The organism is Ferrovibrio sp. GW821-FHT12D07 (genome assembly GCF_058807275.1).
Window position 1 is genome coordinate 735,004 of the sequence record NZ_JBXAQN010000002.1, and the last position, 17,492, is coordinate 752,495.

A 17,492-nucleotide genomic window follows, 5' to 3' on the forward strand; every position below is an offset into this window, starting at 1 on the left:
CGATCTCCTGTGTTTATGCCACCGCCGGCAGGCAGGCCGGACCGATCGGCTCGAAACTCTTGTAGGTGAGGATGAACTCCTGATGGCCAAGGCCTTCTGACTTTGTGACTTCACCGGTGCTAACCCGCTTGATCAGGTCGAAAATCTCGTGACCGACCGTATCGAGATCGGCACTACCATCCAGGATACGCCCGGCGTTGATATCCATGTCATCGGCCATGCGCGCATAGGTGCGCGGATTGGCACAGACCTTGATCACCGGCGCCAGTGCCGATCCGACTACCGAGCCGCGTCCGGTGGAAAACAGGATGACATGCGAGCCGCAGGCGATCAGTTCGGCGATTTCGGCATTGTCGCTGATATTGGGAAACCCGAACCGCACCTCGCCATCGGGCACGACATCGAGCAGATACAAGCCGCCGCGCGGCGGGATATCGCCCGGCTTGATGATGCCACTGATCGGCGAGGCACCGCTCTTGGCATAAGCACCAAGCGACTTCTCTTCGATGGTGGTCAGGCCGCCATCGGCATTGCCGGGCGCGAAACTCGGATAGCCCAGCGTCTCGTAATAGCGCGCAGCCTTGGCCACGCAGGCCTTGAGCTCGACCCCCAGCTCCGGTGTCACGGCGCGTTCGGCCATCCAGCCTTCCATGCCGATCAGTTCGCCCGTCTCCTCGAAGATGGCAGCAGCCTTGTCCTGCACCAGAAAATCGAAGGCGCGTCCCATTGCCGGATTGGCGGTCAAACCAGACGTGGCATCCGAACCGCCGCAGATGGTGCCGACCACCAGCTCGGATACATCCATCGGCTCAGTCGGCTGGGCTGCCAGGTTTTTAAGCTGCGCCTCCACCCAGGCACGCCCCTTTTCGATGGTCGAGCGCGTGCCGCCATGCTCCTGGATCGCCAGCAGTTCGACCGGTCGGCCGCTGTCCTTGATGGTACGCTCCAGCAGCTTCTTGTTGAATCCCTCGCAACCCAGCGAAATCAGCAGAACCGCACCAACATTGGGATGGGTGCACAGGCGCTGCATCATCTTCAGCGCATAGGCATTGGGATAACAACCGGGAAAACCGACCACATGCGCGCCCTGCTCGCGATAGGGCCAGGCAATTTCCTTCGACACGTGATGGGCGCACTCGACCAGATAAGCCACCGCAACATAGTTGCGGATACCTTTGCGACCATCGGCGCGGCGCCAGCCACGCATCATCATATCCGTCATGGTGCCGCCTCCACCGCTACGGTATTGGGCATGTAGTCGCTGGCGACATTGTGGTTATGCACATACTCGCCCAGTCCGATGGCTGTCGTGGCGCGGCCGATCGGCGCACCGCATTTGATGATCCTTTCGCCGAGCGCGATATCCCGCAGGGCGATCTTGTGGCCGAATCCCAGCGCCCGCTGCAGGCTGACGCTGCGGCCGGCCACCGTCACGGCCGTGCCGGCAGCGATTTCCTGCCGTGCCACGGCGATATTGTCGCCCGGCGCCAGGACCAGCAGCCGGGAATCGGTCTGCTCAGAACTTGCCATAGCGCCTGTACGCCTCCTGCGGGTCCATGCCAGCCATGATCTGGCGGCGCACTTCGCCTTCGGTACTCATCACCTCTTCGGTACGGGCGATCACAGTGGCGGCCATGGCGGCGGGAATGATCACCACGCCATCGCGGTCGGCAATCACGTAATCGCTGCTGCTGATCGTAACTGTGCCGATGGTGATGGGATCACCGAAGCGGTCAGGCACCCAGCGCGCCACGATGTCGGACGGCGTATAGAAACTGCACCAAACCGGGAAGCCGATGTCATCGATCATCGCCGCATCGCGGCAGCCGCCATCGACGATATAGCCGCGCACGCCCTTCAGCTGCAGCGCCGAGGCCGACAGTTCGCCCATCAGCGCCACTTCTTTGTTGTTAGGCTGGCAGATCACAACCTTGCCGCCCGGCGCCTTGGACAGCACGCCAGTCCATTCTAGCAGGGTTTCATGGGCGGATTTGGTGCGATCGATATGCCCGCTGACGGTCCAGACCTCGCCGGCCAGCGTCTGACGGATATCTAGCGGGCGGATGTCATGGGGTAGCAGGCAGTTGTCGTGGCCCTGGGCGCGCAGCACGTCGTGAACGGCGGAGGCGTAACAACGGGCCAGGCGGTCGGCCAGCGATAAAATTGCGGACTGGCCGGTTCCGGTACCGGCCGGGAGGGTGGCGGACATTTTCTCTCCCATCTGATATATCAGTTTTGGTAAACTGTATCGGGTTTCCCCCCACCTGCCTAGCCGCGAACGCAGCAGAACAGTTGCCGCGATGCAGCGACGGTCCGATAATCAGGACCGGCAGGCTGAAACCCGAGCAGAGGAAAAGCCATGATCAAGAAACTCGCCCTTGCATTCGCCATTGTGGTCGTCGCCATCGTCGGCGCTGGCTACTACTTCTTCTCCAATCTCGACAGCCTCGTCAAAGCGGCCATCGAACGTTACGGCTCGGAAGCCACTCAGGCGAGCGTCAACCTCAAGTCCATCACGCTGAAGCCGACTGCCGGCAGCGGCGAACTGAACGGTTTGACGGTGAAGAATCCCAAGGGCTTCAGCAGTGCGGACGCCATTGCGCTGGGCGACATCAAAGTGGTGCTCGATACCGCGACGCTGCAATCCAACCCCATCGTGATCAAGGAGGTCACGATCCTGCAGCCAGTGGTCGCCTATGAATACGCTGGTGGCGGCGGCAACCTGGAAGCCTTGCAGAAGAACGTGCAGTCCTATGCGGCGAAATTCAGTGGCGGCAAGACCGCCCCGGACAAAAGCGCCGGCGATGCAAACCAGTCCGCCAGCAAGCAGCCGGAAAAGAAGGTCATCATCGAAAATCTGGTCATCCGTGACGGCAAGATTTCCATCGCGCATCAGGCCCTGCAGGGCCGTACGCTCTCGGCCGGGTTGCCGACCATCCAGTTGAAGGACATCGGCAAGGACAAGGGCGGCGCCACGCCGGCAGAAGTGGCCGAGAAAGTGATCGGCTCGATCAGTGCCCAGGCCAGCCGCGTCGCCACGGCGGAGCTGCAGAAGCAGGCAGGCGACCTGATCAAGAACCAGGCCGGCGGCCTGCTGGGTGGCAGCGGTACCGGCGGCACAGGCACCAGCGGCTCACCTGCCGAAAAGCTGAAAGGCCTCTTGGGCAAGTAGTCATCACAAAAGGCCATATCAGTTATCGCCAAATTTCATGGCGGCGGCCATCGTCGGAATCGCCCAAGCCGAGTAGCATAGCGGCTTAGTCATCCCGCCAGTGGCCGTCCCATGTTGAATCCTGTCCTGCGCAATGCCCTCACCGGGCTTTGCGCGCTGCTTCTCGGCCTCGGCCTCGCCCGCTTCGGCTATACACCACTGATTCCGGTGTTGGTCCAGGAGAACTGGCTCAGCGCCGGCGATGCAGGCTATCTCGGCGCCACCAACCTTTTCGGCTATGTCGCCGGCAGCCTGCTGGCCGCCACGATGGCCCGGCTTGTGCCCGTCCCGCGCCTGATCCGCGCCTCGATGCTGATCTCCGCCTTCAGCCTGATTGTTTGCGCCGTGCCCTGGGGCTTTGCCTGGTTCGTGCCCTGGCGCTTCATCGCCGGCTTCACCGGCGGCCTGCTGATGGTAGCCGGCATTCCTCTGATCCTGTCGCGCGCACCGGTGGCCCAACGCGGCCGCACCAACGGCATCATCTTCACCGGTGTTGGGCTGGGCATCATGACCGCCGGCACGCTGGTGCCTGCGCTAGCATCGTTTGGCCCCGCACCGATCTGGTTCGGCATGGGTGTGCTGGCGCTGATCATCGCGGCGCTGACCTGGAAGCAGTGGGACGGTGATACCGCCTTGCCGCCCCCGTCACTGGGCGAAGCACCGGCGCGCGCCTTCACTCTGCCGGTCGCGTTGCTGCTGGCAGCCTATACGCTCGATTCTGCCGGCTTCGTGCCGCATACCGTCTTCTGGGCCGACTATGTCGCCCGCGGCCTGGGACTCGGCGTCACTGCCGGCGGCTTCTATTGGGTTCTGTTCGGGGTCGGCGCACTCTGCGGGCCGATGCTCGTCGGCTTCTCGGCGGAGTGGTTCGGTTTCTATCGCAGCATCATTGGCGTGCTGACCATCAAAAGTGCTGCCATCGCACTGCCGCTGATCTCCACTCATCCGGTGGCGCTGGCCGTCTCGGCCATCACCGTCGGCGCCATGACACCCGGCATCTCGGCGCTCGCCTCGGGCCGCGTGGTGGAACTGGTGGGTTATAGCGCACACCGCCAAGTCTGGGGCTGGCTTACCGCCGGCTTTGCCGGTGCATCAGCAGGCGTCGGCTACCTCTTCTCATACCTGTTCGATCTCACGCATTCCTACAACCTGCTGTTCGCGCTTGGCGCCAGTGGCATCTTCACAGCCATGATCCTGACGATCTTCGTCCGCAAGCCCGGCGAAGCCGTTTAGCCGCCGTAGAGCCAGTCGTTGCCGGCATAGGCCGCATCGACGCTGCGACCGGACAGCGCCATGTTGCGTAATTCGCGCACTGGGCCGGTGGCGTGATAGAAATCGCCGTAAACGCGCGCCATCACCTGCACCCGTGCCGTGCGCAGGTAGCGGGCCTTCTGATAGGCCAGAAACGCCCGTTGCGGATCACTGCGCGAGCCATGCAGGCAGTCCGCGAGACAGACGGCATCCTCGATGGCCATACAGGCACCCTGTGCCAGATACTGCAGCATCGGATGCGCCGCATCACCCAGCAACGCGATGCGACCCTTCGTCCAGGTTTCCACCGGCTCACGGTCGCACAGCACCCACATGCGCCAGGATTCGATCTTGTCGAGCAGCCTGTGCACCTGCGGCTGCTGGTTCTGGAACCGCTCGTTCAGTTCGTCCACATCGCCGAAGGCATTCCAGCCTTCCTCATAGCGATTGGAATGAAACACTGCGACCAGGTTGAACAGCTCATTACTGCGCAGCGGATAATGCACCAGATGCGTCTTCGGCCCGGCCCAGAGGACGACATTGTTTTCGAACTGGCCCTCGGGCACTTCAGTAGTCGGCAACACGGCGCGATAGGCGATATGGCCCGAAACACGCGGCTTGCCGTCCTTGACGATCTCCTCGCGCACCTGGGACCACAAGCCGTCGCAGGCGACCATGGCGCTGCCGGCAATAACTTCACCATCGGCCAGCGTCACGGCCACGCTCTCGCCGTCATCCTTCCAGGCCGTGACCTTGGTATTGGTACGCAGTGTAATCCGCTGCTGTGCGCGGCATGCTTCCAGGAAGGTGCCGTGCAGATCGGCCCGATGGGTCACGCCATACGGAAAGCCCCAATGCTTTCGTGCCCGCTCGCCCAGAGGCATGCGCGTCACTTCCTCGCCGGTCAGCGCATCCCGCATGATCAGGTTTTCAGGAAACACCGCTTTTGCATCGATGCCAGTGCGAATGCCGAGCGCATCGAAACGGCGGAAGACATTCGGTCCGAGCTGGATGCCGGCGCCGACTTCACGAAACTCGGTCGACTGTTCCAGTACCACACTGTCGATACCCTTGAGCGCCAGCGCCAAAGCTGTCGCCAAGCCGCCGATGCCGCCGCCAATGATGATGACCGGCCGATCCTGCACCGCTGCCATAAAACCTCCCTGGAACGCCTCTGCGGACGCTTGGATAATATAAATCCGTGCACGGATTAATATTATCAGTGTAAGCCGCAGCGTCGATTCCGGCAAGGCGATTTCAGAAACCGGTCCGCTATTCGCCTTTCCCGCGACTCGCGAAGTCCGTTTGACACGCGATGAGGGACGCCGAATGATCGACTTTAGTCGAAGACTCGGGAGCGCCGATTCATAACCAAAACAGCTACCCGACACACGCAGACCAAACTGCAAAGGGGAAAACCAATGGCACAATCGAATGGCGGCTTCCTGTCGCGATGGACCCTGAAGACCGGCGGTGTGATCGCGCCGGATGAACGCCTGCCCATGGGCCAGACAATTGCCGTCGGCCTGCAGCATGTCGTGGCCATGTTTGGCGCCACCGTTCTGGCACCACTGCTGATGGGCTTTGACCCCAACGTCTCGATCCTGTTTTCCGGCGTCAGTACATTGATCTTCTTCGCCATCACCGGCGGCAAGCTGCCAAGCTATCTGGGCTCCAGTTTCTCCTTCATTGCCGTGGTGATCGCGGCCTCGGCCTATAGCGGCAGTGGCCCTAACGCCAATATCGGCGTGGCACTCGGCGGCATCATCGCAGCCGGCGCGGTCTATGCCATTATCGGGCTGATCGTTATGAAGATCGGCCATGGCTGGATCGAAACCCTGATGCCGCCGGTCGTGACCGGCGCCATCGTCGCGGTGATCGGTCTCAATCTCGCGCCGATCGCCGTGAAGGGCGTCAGCGCCAGCGGTTTCGACGCCTTCATCGGGCTTTTCACAGTGGTGGCCGTCGGCGTCGTGGCAGTCTACACGCGCGGTACGCTACAGCGCCTGCCGATCCTGCTCGGCGGCCTGGCCGCGTATATTGTCTACGCCGTGCTGGCCAATGGCGCCGGCATGGGCAAGCCGATCGACTTCAGCGGAGTGATGAATGCCGCCTGGATCGGCATGCCGAACTTCACCGCGCCCGTTTTCGAAGCCGGCGCCATGGCGCTGATCGCACCCGTGGCGATCATCCTGGTGGCCGAGAATCTGGGCCATGTGAAGGCGATCGGCGTGATGACCGGCCGCAATCTCGATCCGTTGCTGGGCCGCGCTTTCCTGGGTGATGGCATCGCCACGATGATCTCGGGTGCCGGCGGTGGCACCGGCATGACCACATACGCCGAAAACATGGGCGTGATGGCGGTGACCAAGATCTTCTCCACGCTGATCTTCATCGTCGCCGCGCTCTTTGCCCTGCTGCTCGGCTTCTCGCCCAAGTTCGGCGCGCTGATCCTCACTATCCCCGGTCCCGTCCTGGGTGGCCTGGCGCTGGTGGTCTTCGGCCTGATTTCGGCCACGGCCGGCCGTATCTGGGTGGAGAACAAGGTCGACTTCTCCAACGCCCGCAACCTGATCACGGTGGGCGTGGCGCTGACCGTTGGCGCCGGTGACCTGATGCTCAAGTTCGGCGGCTTCTCGCTGGGCGGCATCGGCACCGCCACCTTCGGCGCGATCATCCTGTATCAGATCCTGAATGGCCGCCAATCGGACATCAAATAGTCCGACATCAAGCAAGCGTCTGCCTTCCTTCCCGCGGCAGCGAGACCTGCCGCGGGTTTCTTTTTGCCGACGCCCCTGTCCCATCTCGCTAGACGTGGCCAATCGGTCGATGCTGGAGACCTTGAGAAACCCCTGTTTATTGAATGCCGGGAAAGGGGCGGGTCACCGGGCATCTCACAGGTCTGCGAAAGAACTTTGACACCACCACCTTTGATCCAAAAAGCTGGCTAAAATCACACAAGATATTGATTTTATTACAAAATATGGCGCCGTCGAAAACTGAAGGGGAGGAAATTTAACGGTCGGGTAAGATTATTAACGCCATAATCCGGACAGGATGCTCGTCCTTCGCCCGGGCCACAAAATGTTGCGCCCTGTACAGTAGAAAACTGCCGAGGTTTTGATGAAAAAGGTCAAGCCGATATACATGTCCTGCGAAGTGCAGCGGCGCGAGCTGCACTCGCGACTGTATTTCGCCGTGGCCGCCGCCCGTCGCGGCTATGCCAGCGTGATCTCCCAGAAAGTCATCCTGAAAGCCAATTTGCCGCTGATGCCACCTGGCGTCTTCTGGCACAAGACCACGACGACGCGCTGCGCCCATTATTACGAGGCGGCGAAACAGCTCGGCAGTCGCACGATTGGTTGTTGCGAAGAAATTCTCAATATCCCGAATGATTCTTCCATCGAGGACTATGCGCGCCTGCTCTTTGATCCTGGTGCGGCGAAAAACATCGACCTCTACCTGTCAGCGAATGCCCTGGACAGCCAGATCGCAGCAACCTTCCCTTTCGGGAAGGTCATCGATGTCGGCAACGTCCGGATAGAAATGCTGCGCGGCAAAAACCGTGATGTCTACAAGCCTTATGCGGATGCATTACATGCTGCCGTAGGCAATTTCATCCTGATCAATTCATCCTTCGGGATCATCGGTAGTTTCAGGTCGGTTGAACGAGAGCGCCTGGAATATGACACCCTCGGTACAGCCCAAACCGATGCGCAAAAAGCGTATTTCGATAAAATATATGAACGCGAACACCATGGCATCGAAACCGTGGTTGGTCTCAGCCGGGAATTGGGTAACAAGGGCAAGACGGTCATTATTCGCCCCCATCCGCATGAGAACCCTGAGATGTGGCGCAATCTACTGGCGGACGTGCCGAATGTGCATGTCGACGATCGGGATGCTGTTGCGCCATGGTTGATCGCCGCGCAAGGCGTGCTGCAGGGTAATTGTACAACCGGCTTGGAGTCGGTTCTGCTGGAGAAACCCGTCGGCAATTACATGGCAGAGCCCGACCATACCATCAGCGCCAAACTCATCCCGGCACGCGGCTGGCAAGAAGCGCTCAAGCAGATTCAGCAGCCGCCGTCCAACGACACACTTGAGACCCTGCGGCAATCGCTCCATGGCATCGATCAGCCGATTACGGAGCAGACCCTCGACGCCTTCGACCAGCTTGATCCACCGGAGTGCAATCTTACAGACCTGCTTCAGAGCAAGTTCATTTCGACGAAGCGGTTTAACGACGCTTCGATGGAGCGTCGCTGGCCTCTCATCAACACCAAAGCCGTCAGAAGCTTTGTAAAATCCAGCATGACAACGCTGGGGAATACCGATATCTGGCTGGGCTCTCCCATGCCCAATATCATCATCGTGGCTCCCAACTCGGCGTTGCCGAGTCAATCGACCGAAGCTGCCTGAGTGCCATGATCGACTACCGCATCTTCATCCAGGCCCGCATGAGCTCTCGTCGGCTGCCGGGAAAGATGCTGGCGCCGCTGGCTGGCAAGCCCATGCTGGGCCATGTCATAGACCGCCTGTCGCTTGCCGGGTTGCGCGACCGCATTGTCATTCTCACCAGTGAGGCAGAAAGCGACATTCCGCTGGCACTGTATGCCGTTCATCTGGGCATTCCGGTGTTTCGCGGCGATCTGGAGAATGTCGCCCGTCGTTTCCAGGCTGCCCTATCTGCCCATCCGGCCGCCTGGTTCATCCGCATCAGCGGTGACAGTCCACTGATCGATGGTGACCTCGTTGCCTTTATGGCCAGCCAAATTTCCGACAACTACGATATCGTTTCAAATGTGTGGCGCCGGAGCTTCCCGCCGGGCCAGAGCGTCGAATGTATCCGCGCAGACCGCTTTCTCGCATTGGACACTCAGATGCTGTCGCCCGACGAACAACAGCATGTGACGCCGCATCTGTATGATAATCCGCAGTCCTATCGACTGAAACGCATCGTCTGTACTGATTCCGATGCCGCCGAACAGCGGTTGGTCGTAGATACGCTGGAAGACTACATTCGCCTGGACCAGATGATCGCCAGCAAAGCTGCCCAGCCAGCCTATGCCCGTCTCGCAAGGTGGCAGGCATGAAGAATCTGGGCGTTGCCGTAATCGGCCTTGGAATAGGCGAACAGCATGCACGCAGTTTTGCTGCGCTGCCCAACTGCCAGTTGCGGATGCTGTACGACCTGGATCGGAGCCGGGCGGAAAAGCTGGCCACGGAATTTCCCGGATGCCAGGTGGCTGAGAGCTATGACGATGTCATTGCCGACAAAGACATCGATATCATCTCGATTGCATCATTCGATACCGCGCATTTCCAACAGACTGCAGATGCGCTTCGCGCCGGCAAGCATGTCTTTGTTGAGAAGCCATTATGCCGCAGTGACGAAGAATTGCGCATGCTGAACCATCTTCTGAAATCAGCCGGAAACCTGCATCTGGCAAGTAATCTCGTCCTTCGTGCTGCGCCTCTTTATCGTTGGCTGCGCACCGAGATCGCTAATGGCGCCTTCGGTGAAATTTACGCGATCGACGGCGAATACCTGTACGGCCGCCTGCACAAGCTGACTGAAGGCTGGCGCAATGAAGAGGCCGATTATTCAGTCATCCTGGGCGGCGGCATTCACATGATCGACCTGATGCTGTGGCTGACCGGCCAGCGCCCCAGCACTGTAACCGCAACCGGCAACCGTATCTGCACGCAGGACACGCCATTCAGATACAAGGATTTCGTCGCTGGTACGATGGCGTTTGAAAGCGGCATGATTGGCCGCATCACGGCCAACTTCGGTTGCGTACACCGGCATCAGCATGTCCTGCGGATTTATGGCACCCGGCAGACATTCCTGCTGGATGATGCCGGCCCACGCCTGCACACCACCCGCGATCCGGCCGCGACGGCCACTCCGCTGTCGCTCGCCCCGCTGCCGCCTGGAAAGGGTGCGCTGATCCCAGACTTTGTTGACGCCATCCTTTCCGGCCCAGTCACGAATGATCCCGGCCGCCAAGCCATATTCGATGGCATCAGCACAGCTTTTGCCTGTGATCGTGCCGTTCAGACTGCCACCGCAGAACAGGTGATATACGCATGAGCGAGATACGCAAAATCCCCTTTGGCAAACCCTGGATCACGGATGCCGAGCGCACTGCCGTTCTCGATGTTCTGGCTGGCGATGTTCTAACCCACGGCCCGCAGGCCCACGCCTTCGAAACTGAATTCGCCGCCTTCATGGGTGATGGCGCCCACTGCCTGACTGTCAGCTCCGGCATGGCCGCCCTACATCTGGCTTATTGGCAACTGGGCATCGGGCCGGGCGATGAGGTTATCGTGCCAGCACAGACCCATGTGGCCACCGTGCATGCGGTCGAGGTCATGGGCGGCCGTCCGGTCTTCGCCGATTGCGATACGGCAACGGGCAACATCGATCCCGAGATCGTTGCCTCATTGGTGACGCCGCGCACCAAGGCGATCGGTATCGTTCATTTCCTCGGCATTCCCTGTAACATGCCGGCAATCATGGCTATTGCAAACAAGCATGGCCTGAAGGTGGTGGAAGATTGTGCGCTTGCCATCGGGACACGGATCGGCGGTCGTCATGCCGGCCTGTTCGGCGATGCTGCGATCTTCTCGTTCTATCCAGTCAAGCATATCACCACCGGCGACGGCGGCATGTTTGCCTCGCGCCATGCTGATCTGACGCAGAAGGTGGCCAAGGCCCGCGCCTTCGGTGTCGACCGCAGTTTCTCCGAGCGCTCGGTCGCCGGCATGTACGATGTCCCAACACTCGGCATCAACTACCGTCTTAGCGACATCAATTCGGCCATTGGTCGGGAACAACTCAAGCGAATCGATATCATCCTGCAGAAACGCCGGGAGAACTTCTCCGCATTGAAGGCCGGCCTGACAGGGATCGAACATGTCAGTGTTCTGGATGTCACCACATCGGACGCTGTCAACAGCCACTACTGTCTGACCATTGTCCTTGATGGTCCATTGGCGGGTGCACGGACCGAGGTCGCCACACAACTGAACGCCGCCGGTGTCGGCACCAGTGTATATTACCCCCATCCCATTCCCCGATTGGCCTATTATCGGGAGAAATACAACGAAGACCTGGGGCGTTACCTGAATGCCGCCCGCATCAGCGATCAGTCGATCGCGCTACCGGTCGGGCCACATCTTAGCGTTGAAGACATGAACTATATTGCGAAGGCCGTAAAAACGATAACGGAGCGACTGGCATGAACTACGAAAAGTTGCGGGGACGCCGCGTTGCCCTGATTGGCGGCGCCGGTTTTATCGGCCACAACATCGCGCTTGAGCTACGCAAGCACGGCGCCGAACCTCATGTCATCGACTGCCTTCAGGTCAACAACCTGGGTGCCTTCACCAATACCTCGAACGATCCGAACAAGGAGCTGTATGTCGAACTGATCTATGAACGCCTGGGGGCCATGCGAGAGGCGAACATACCGCTGCATATCGTTGACGCGCGCGACTACCACATCCTGTCGCGCAGCCTTTCCGAGATCGACGCTGATGTCATCGTGCAGCTGGCCGCCATTGCTCACGCCAATCGATCGAACAAGGATCCTTACACGACATTCGACCACAGTTTCCGCACACTGGAAAACGCACTCGATATCGCGCGCGACAAGAACCGACACTTCATCTACTTCTCGTCCTCGATGGTATACGGAAATTTCGAAGGTGAAGCCGTAACCGAGGAGCGTCATTGCGAACCGATGGGTATCTATGGTGCCCTCAAGTATGGCGGTGAAAAGCTGGTCATTGCGCACAACCAGGTTTTCGATACGCCCTACACCATTGTCCGCCCCTCCGCCCTTTATGGTGAACGCTGCGTCAGCCGTCGCGTCGGCCAGGCCTTCATCGAGAATGCATTGCGCGGCGCACCGCTCAGCATCAATGGCGATGGAACGGATGGACTGGATTTCACCTATATTTCCGATCTGGTGCAAGGCATCCTGCGATGCATCATCACACCGGAAGCCCGCAACGAAATCTTCAATATCACGTATGGCAATGCCCGCAGCCTGAACAGCATGGCGGAAATTGTGCGCGAACACTTCCCGAGTACAGAAATCAAATACCAGCCCCGCGACGCCCTGATGCCGGAGCGCGGCACCTTGTCGATCGAAAAAGCCAAACGCATTCTGGGATACAAGCCGGAGAATCCGCTGGAAGTCGGCTTTGTCAAATACATCAAGTGGTACAAGGAAATGGCGCAACGCCATCCGCGCTACTTCCAGACTAATCGCTAACGGGTACTGCGGAAGATCATGCCAGCCGGTCGCGACATCATGGAAGATGAATGGCTGTCCGCCATCTGCGGCCGGCCATGCTTCCGTGTGTCCACAACAGCCATCGGCGCCACGGATTTACCCAAACAGCTTCTATCCGCCGCAAAAGGCAATGAGGCTTTCTTCTATCTTCGCATACCGGCGGAGAATGTCGAAGCCACGACCGCATTCGTGCGCACTGGCTTCAGTATCGTGGAAACTGCCCTGACTCTGGAACGCCGAAGCGACATTCCTGCTGCGACGCCTGTTTCCGGTATTGATACCGGAACGGCATCTCCCGAGCAGACTGCGGCCGCCGCCAGCATCGCCGGCCGGAGCTTCCGATACTCCCGCTTCCACCTCGACCCCCTGTTTCCACGAAGCCTGGCAGATCGCATCAAGCAAGCCTGGATCGAAAGTTATGGGCGTGGAACGCGTGGTGCAGCGCTTTATACGGCCGGCCGCAAGGGCGCAATCGAAGGATTCCTTGCCGCATTGTTGACCGATGAAGGCAAGACCGCCGTGATCGATCTGATCGCCGTGGATGAGCCTGCAGCGGGCAAAGGCATCGGGCAGACTCTGGTCCGGCACTTCATATCCAACTGGTCCGGCAAAACCGACCGCCTGAGGGTCGGCACCCAGGCCATCAATACGCCCTCGCTACGCCTGTATGAGAGTTGCGGGTTCAGAATGACACGAGCGGCTCATGCTCTGCATGCCCATGTGCGCAACGGAAAGATTGTGTCGTGAAGATTGGCTCGATTGACCTTGACCAGCGGCGCCTGCTGATCGCCGAAATCGGCAATAACCACGAGGGCGACCCGGTCCTGGCGTTGGAACTGGCTGAAGCGGCCGTCGAAGCCGGTGCCGATGCGGTGAAGGCTCAGATCATCGATCCCCCGCGCCTGGTGAATATCACCCAGAGCGAGCGCATCGCCCAACTGACGCGCTTCCGTCTCAAGCCGGAAATATTCGTTGAGATGGCGCAGCGCGTGCGCAAACGTGGCGGCCTGTTCATGGCCTCCGTTTTCGATTGCGACACACTGGCTGCCGTTCAGGACGACATGGATGCCATCAAGATCGCCTCTGGCGATCTGAATTTCGACCTGATGCTACAGACAGCCGCGCACTCGGGAAAGCCGACCATCCTGTCGACTGGTATGGCGGTCCTGCCGGAAATCCAACGGGCGGTTCAGGTTTTTGGTGATGCCCTGGCTGCTCCCTCTCTGCTGGCCCAGCGCCTGGCACTGCTGCATTGCGTCAGCCTCTATCCCACAGCCACGACCCAGGCCAATTTGCGCGCCGTGCCTCTGCTGGCAAAGACATTCGGCCTGACAACCGGCTATTCCGACCATACGCTGGGGCTGGAAGCCTCAACAGCCACACTCGCCCTGGGTGCCCGCATCATCGAGAAGCATTTCACTCTCAATAAAGCGCACTCCGCTTTCCGCGATCACGCGCTGTCGGCGGAGCCTGCAGAGCTGCGCCAGCTTGCCGATATCATTCACGGCATGGACGACATGCTGGGCAGTGGCGCACGCGACACATTGCCCGACGATGCCACACGGCAGGCGGCCCGCCGCAGCATCGCTGCCGCACATCCCTTGAAAGCTGGCCATGTGCTGCAGGCCAGTGACCTCGATTACATTCGACCCGCCAATGGCATGTCGCCTCACCAAGCCTCCACCCTGATCGGGCGCAAACTGCGTGCTGATATTGGCCGACACCATATCCTTCAGCCCCAGGACGTAGACTGATGTGCGGTATTGCCGGCTATTATGGACGCCAGACGCTTCCTCGCGAGCGGCTCGACGCCTGCCTGCAGCTTATGCAGCGCCGCGGCCCCGATCATCAGGAATGGCGCAACTGGACCTCGCCGGAAGGTGCCAACACCTATCTGCTGCATAGCCGCCTCTCGATCATCGATCTGGAAGAACGCTCATCGCAGCCCATGCAGGTTGACGATGGCTGGATCGCCTTCAATGGCGAAATCTACAACTACATCGAACGGCGTGAAGAACTGCTGCAGCGCGGACGCAAGCTGCGCACACAGTCCGACACAGAAGTCCTGCTGGCCGGAATCGAGAATTTCGGCTGGAATATCCTGGACCGCTGCGAAGGCATGTGGGCCTTTGCCCACTATAGTGAAAAGACCGGCCAACTGACTCTCAGTCGCGATCGCTTTGGCGAGAAGCCGCTCTACATGTTGAAAGACGAAACCGGCGTCTATTTCGGTTCCGAGATCAAGTTTCTGGTCGCCCTGTCAGGACGCAAGTTAAGCGTCAACCACGATCACTTGTGGCGCTACCTCGTCAATGGCTACAAGGCGCTGTACAAGGGCGGTGCCCATTTCTTCAAAGGTGTCGAAGAACTACCGCCCGGCATTCTGGCCAGCTTCAGTTCTGACGGAAAAGAGACCCGCACACCCTACTGGAACCGCGAAAAGCCGGCCGAACAGGACATGAGCTTCGATGAAGCGGTTTCCGGAACGCGCGAGCGCCTGATCCGTTCGATGGAACTACGCCTCAGAGCTGACGTGCCTCTGGCTTTCTGCATGAGCGGTGGTGTCGACTCCGTAGCGCTGATCAGTATCGCCAAGCGCATGTTCAATTATGATGTTCATGGATTTACGATCGTCAATACTGACGAACGCTACGAAGAATCCGACATGATCGACATCGCCGTCCGCGAGCTTGGCGTTCGGCATACACCAGTCGCACTTGATCCAAGCAATTTCATTGAGCGCCTGCGGACCCAGATTCAGTATCATGACTCCCCCATCTGCACGATCACCTATTATGCGCAGTGGCTGCTGACCCAGAAGATCGGCGCAGCCGGGTATCGGATATCCATCAGTGGCACGGCCGCCGACGAGCTCTTCAGTGGCTATTATGACCATCACAATGCCTATCTCGCCGCCGTTCACTCGGACCAGGCGCTGCATGCTCAATCCCTGAAGAACTGGCAGGAGCACATCAAGCCCATCGTGCGCAATCCGCATCTGGGCAATCCCGATCTCTTCGTGCGCGATCCATCCTTCCGTGGCCATATCTACCTGGATGCCGATGAATTCGCCCGCTACCTGCGCAAGCCATGGCAGGAGCCATTTGCCGAGACGGCCTACTCCAACATCGTGCTGCGCAATCGCATGATGAATGAGCTGTTCCACGAATCCGTTCCAGTCATCCTGCATGAGGACGATCTGAATGCGATGTACTACTCGATCGAGAACCGATCGCCCTTTCTTGATCGCCCCCTGTTCGAATTCAGCGCCAGCATCCCGACCCGCCACCTGGTCCAAGACGGCAAGGCCAAGGCCGTACTGCGCGAAGCCATTCGCGGCATCGCACCGGATGCCATCGTAGACAACCGTCGCAAAGTAGGATTCAACGCTCCGATCCTAGACCTGCTGGACACGTCCTCGGCCGCCACACGAGACTACCTGCTGAATGACAGCCCGATCTACGACCACGTCGACCGCAACAAGATCGCGGCACTGCTGGAAAAAACCAATCTGCCCAACAGTCAGAGCAAGTTCCTGTTCTACTTCCTGAACTGCAAGATCTTTCTTGAAGAATTCGCAGGCTAGTCGGTGTGCCATGAGATACTGCCAACGCTGCATTCTTCCCGACACGCGACCGAACCTTACGCTGAATGCGGCAGGCATATGCAATGCCTGTGAAACGCATGAAACCAAGAGGGTCATCCACTGGGAAGAACGCGAGCAGGCATTCCGCGCAGTCGTCGCCAATGCCAAGGCCCGCAGCAAGGGCTATGACTGCCTGATCCCCGTCAGTGGCGGCAAGGACAGCACCTGGCAGGTAGTGAAATGCCTGGAATATGGTCTCAAACCGCTGACCGTTACCTGGCGTCCGCCGGGCCGTACGGATATCGGCACACGCAACCTCGACAATCTCATCAATATCGGGGTTGACCATATTGATTACAGCATATCCCCGCTCGTCGAGCGCAAGTTCACGCTGACATCCCTCAAGCGTTATGGCACCACCGCCATCCCGATGCACATGGCGATTTTCAACATCCCGGCGCGCATCGCCACGCGCCTGAACATTCCTCTGGTGATCTGGGGTGAGAATTCAGCCTTTGAGTATGGCGGCCTGGAAGCCGAACGCACCGGCTTCCGCCTGGATGCCACCTGGCTACGGAAATACGGCGTCACGCATGGCACCACTGCACGCGACTGGGTCTCGCCGGAACTGACCGAAAGCGAGCTCACCCCCTATTTCGGCCCCACCGAACAGGAACTGGAAACCGCCGGCCTGCTTGCTGTGTTTCTTGGATATTATTTCGAATGGGATCCGGACATGACCCGCGCCGTCGCCGCAGCACATGGCTTCAAGGTCGATCCGAAGGGCGCACGCACCGGTCTCTATGACTATGCCGATATCGACGACGACTTCATTTCCATCCACCATTGGCTGAAATGGTACAAATTCGGCTTTACGCGACTTTACGACAACCTGTCGCTTGAAATCCGCAACGACCGCCTCACTCGGGAGGCCGCCGTTGACATAGTACGCAAGCGCGGTGACGAAACTCCGCAGGGTGATATCGAGAAACTGTGCCAGTTCCTCAAAATCCCGGTGACGCAGTTCAATGCCATCTGCGAGGATTTCCGCAATCCTGACATCTGGTATCGCGATGGTGGTGTGTGGAAAATCCGCGACTTCCTGATCCGGGATTGGCGTTGGGCATGAGCA

16 protein-coding genes are annotated in these 17,492 nt (G+C 59.4%); 12 read left to right on the forward strand and 4 right to left on the reverse strand.

Annotated elements, in window-relative coordinates; translation table 11 throughout:
- Window positions 1-13: 13 nt before the first annotated feature.
- Genes AC1RRE_RS15390 through AC1RRE_RS15400 form a run of 3 tightly spaced genes read right to left on the reverse strand, consistent with a single transcriptional unit; the run spans window position 14 to window position 2,209 of the window.
- Window positions 14-1,222: a UxaA family hydrolase gene (locus AC1RRE_RS15390; protein ID WP_492982071.1), complete on the reverse strand. Its 1,209-nt coding sequence runs from the start codon at window positions 1,220-1,222 to the stop codon at window positions 14-16.
- The gene (locus tag AC1RRE_RS15395; RefSeq protein ID WP_492982072.1) at window positions 1,219-1,530 is read right to left on the reverse strand and encodes a UxaA family hydrolase; all 312 of its coding nucleotides are present in this window, start codon (window positions 1,528-1,530) and stop codon (window positions 1,219-1,221) included. Before AC1RRE_RS15395 ends, AC1RRE_RS15390 begins: the two co-directional genes overlap by 4 nt.
- Window positions 1,517-2,209 carry an RraA family protein gene (locus tag AC1RRE_RS15400; RefSeq protein ID WP_492982073.1) on the reverse strand — a complete coding sequence of 231 codons (693 nt, stop codon included), beginning with the start codon at window positions 2,207-2,209 and terminating at the stop codon, window positions 1,517-1,519. Before AC1RRE_RS15400 ends, AC1RRE_RS15395 begins: the two co-directional genes overlap by 14 nt.
- A 150-nt stretch (window positions 2,210-2,359) precedes the next feature.
- Here AC1RRE_RS15400 and AC1RRE_RS15405 point away from each other — a divergent pair, with 150 nt between their 5' ends.
- Together AC1RRE_RS15405 and AC1RRE_RS15410 are read left to right on the forward strand one after the other, a co-directional pair.
- Window positions 2,360-3,172 carry an AsmA family protein gene (locus AC1RRE_RS15405; protein ID WP_492982074.1) on the forward strand — a complete coding sequence of 271 codons (813 nt, stop codon included), beginning with the start codon at window positions 2,360-2,362 and terminating at the stop codon, window positions 3,170-3,172.
- Window positions 3,173-3,283: 111 nt separating this feature from the next.
- Complete coding sequence (locus AC1RRE_RS15410) at window positions 3,284-4,444, forward strand: YbfB/YjiJ family MFS transporter (RefSeq protein WP_492982075.1); 1,161 nt, start codon at window positions 3,284-3,286, stop codon at window positions 4,442-4,444.
- Here AC1RRE_RS15410 and AC1RRE_RS15415 read toward each other — a convergent pair.
- Entirely contained in the window at window positions 4,441-5,616 is a 1,176-nt protein-coding gene (locus tag AC1RRE_RS15415; RefSeq protein ID WP_492982076.1) for a 3-hydroxybenzoate 6-monooxygenase, read from the reverse strand. The two genes, AC1RRE_RS15410 and AC1RRE_RS15415, sit on opposite strands and share 4 nt — an antisense overlap.
- A 267-nt stretch (window positions 5,617-5,883) precedes the next feature.
- On the opposite strand from AC1RRE_RS15415, the gene AC1RRE_RS15420 reads away from it, so the two are divergent.
- From AC1RRE_RS15420 to AC1RRE_RS15465, 10 genes are all read left to right on the forward strand, one after another.
- On the forward strand, window positions 5,884-7,182 hold the full coding sequence (locus AC1RRE_RS15420) for a solute carrier family 23 protein (RefSeq protein WP_492982077.1): 1,299 nt from the start codon (window positions 5,884-5,886) through the stop codon (window positions 7,180-7,182).
- Window positions 7,183-7,585: 403 nt separating this feature from the next.
- A complete protein-coding gene (locus AC1RRE_RS15425) occupies window positions 7,586-8,884 on the forward strand; it encodes a surface carbohydrate biosynthesis protein (protein ID WP_492982078.1) in 1,299 nt (432 codons plus the stop codon).
- Between the two features lie 5 nt (window positions 8,885-8,889).
- Window positions 8,890-9,558, forward strand: a complete 669-nt coding sequence (locus tag AC1RRE_RS15430; protein ID WP_492982079.1) for a cytidylyltransferase domain-containing protein — start codon at window positions 8,890-8,892, stop codon at window positions 9,556-9,558.
- A complete protein-coding gene (locus AC1RRE_RS15435) occupies window positions 9,555-10,562 on the forward strand; it encodes a Gfo/Idh/MocA family protein (RefSeq protein ID WP_492982080.1) in 1,008 nt (335 codons plus the stop codon). The genes AC1RRE_RS15430 and AC1RRE_RS15435 overlap by 4 nt, the downstream gene beginning before the upstream one ends.
- A complete protein-coding gene (locus AC1RRE_RS15440; RefSeq protein WP_492982081.1) occupies window positions 10,559-11,716 on the forward strand; it encodes a DegT/DnrJ/EryC1/StrS family aminotransferase in 1,158 nt (385 codons plus the stop codon). Before AC1RRE_RS15435 ends, AC1RRE_RS15440 begins: the two co-directional genes overlap by 4 nt.
- Window positions 11,713-12,753, forward strand: a complete 1,041-nt coding sequence (locus AC1RRE_RS15445) for an NAD-dependent epimerase/dehydratase family protein (protein ID WP_492982082.1) — start codon at window positions 11,713-11,715, stop codon at window positions 12,751-12,753. The genes AC1RRE_RS15440 and AC1RRE_RS15445 overlap by 4 nt, the downstream gene beginning before the upstream one ends.
- An 18-nt stretch (window positions 12,754-12,771) precedes the next feature.
- Entirely contained in the window at window positions 12,772-13,521 is a 750-nt protein-coding gene (locus tag AC1RRE_RS15450; RefSeq protein ID WP_492982083.1) for a GNAT family N-acetyltransferase, read from the forward strand.
- The gene (locus AC1RRE_RS15455) at window positions 13,518-14,528 is read left to right on the forward strand and encodes an N-acetylneuraminate synthase family protein (protein WP_492982084.1); all 1,011 of its coding nucleotides are present in this window, start codon (window positions 13,518-13,520) and stop codon (window positions 14,526-14,528) included. The genes AC1RRE_RS15450 and AC1RRE_RS15455 overlap by 4 nt, the downstream gene beginning before the upstream one ends.
- Window positions 14,528-16,360, forward strand: coding sequence for an asparagine synthase (glutamine-hydrolyzing) (asnB, locus tag AC1RRE_RS15460; RefSeq protein ID WP_492982085.1), 1,833 nt, complete (start codon window positions 14,528-14,530; stop codon window positions 16,358-16,360). Before AC1RRE_RS15455 ends, asnB begins: the two co-directional genes overlap by 1 nt.
- Window positions 16,361-16,370: 10 nt before the next feature.
- Window positions 16,371-17,489 (forward strand): N-acetyl sugar amidotransferase, encoded by a 1,119-nt coding sequence (locus AC1RRE_RS15465; protein ID WP_492982086.1) that lies wholly within the window; start codon window positions 16,371-16,373, stop codon window positions 17,487-17,489.
- Window positions 17,490-17,492 lie beyond the last annotated feature (3 nt).

Excerpts from the sequence above, each read along its gene's own strand:
- AC1RRE_RS15390 (WP_492982071.1), bottom strand. The coding sequence starts at position 1,222 with ATGACGGATATGATGATGCGTGGCTGGCGCCGCGCCGATGGTCGCAAA.
- AC1RRE_RS15395 (WP_492982072.1), bottom strand. The coding sequence starts at position 1,530 with ATGGCAAGTTCTGAGCAGACCGATTCCCGGCTGCTGGTCCTGGCGCCG.
- AC1RRE_RS15400 (WP_492982073.1), bottom strand. The coding sequence starts at position 2,209 with ATGTCCGCCACCCTCCCGGCCGGTACCGGAACCGGCCAGTCCGCAATT.
- AC1RRE_RS15405 (WP_492982074.1), top strand. The coding sequence starts at position 2,360 with ATGATCAAGAAACTCGCCCTTGCATTCGCCATTGTGGTCGTCGCCATC.
- AC1RRE_RS15410 (WP_492982075.1), top strand. The coding sequence starts at position 3,284 with ATGTTGAATCCTGTCCTGCGCAATGCCCTCACCGGGCTTTGCGCGCTG.
- AC1RRE_RS15415 (WP_492982076.1), bottom strand. The coding sequence starts at position 5,616 with ATGGCAGCGGTGCAGGATCGGCCGGTCATCATCATTGGCGGCGGCATC.
- AC1RRE_RS15420 (WP_492982077.1), top strand. The coding sequence starts at position 5,884 with ATGGCACAATCGAATGGCGGCTTCCTGTCGCGATGGACCCTGAAGACC.
- AC1RRE_RS15425 (WP_492982078.1), top strand. The coding sequence starts at position 7,586 with ATGAAAAAGGTCAAGCCGATATACATGTCCTGCGAAGTGCAGCGGCGC.
- AC1RRE_RS15430 (WP_492982079.1), top strand. The coding sequence starts at position 8,890 with ATGATCGACTACCGCATCTTCATCCAGGCCCGCATGAGCTCTCGTCGG.
- AC1RRE_RS15435 (WP_492982080.1), top strand. The coding sequence starts at position 9,555 with ATGAAGAATCTGGGCGTTGCCGTAATCGGCCTTGGAATAGGCGAACAG.
- AC1RRE_RS15440 (WP_492982081.1), top strand. The coding sequence starts at position 10,559 with ATGAGCGAGATACGCAAAATCCCCTTTGGCAAACCCTGGATCACGGAT.
- AC1RRE_RS15445 (WP_492982082.1), top strand. The coding sequence starts at position 11,713 with ATGAACTACGAAAAGTTGCGGGGACGCCGCGTTGCCCTGATTGGCGGC.
- AC1RRE_RS15450 (WP_492982083.1), top strand. The coding sequence starts at position 12,772 with ATGCCAGCCGGTCGCGACATCATGGAAGATGAATGGCTGTCCGCCATC.
- asnB (WP_492982085.1), top strand. The coding sequence starts at position 14,528 with ATGTGCGGTATTGCCGGCTATTATGGACGCCAGACGCTTCCTCGCGAG.
- AC1RRE_RS15465 (WP_492982086.1), top strand. The coding sequence starts at position 16,371 with ATGAGATACTGCCAACGCTGCATTCTTCCCGACACGCGACCGAACCTT.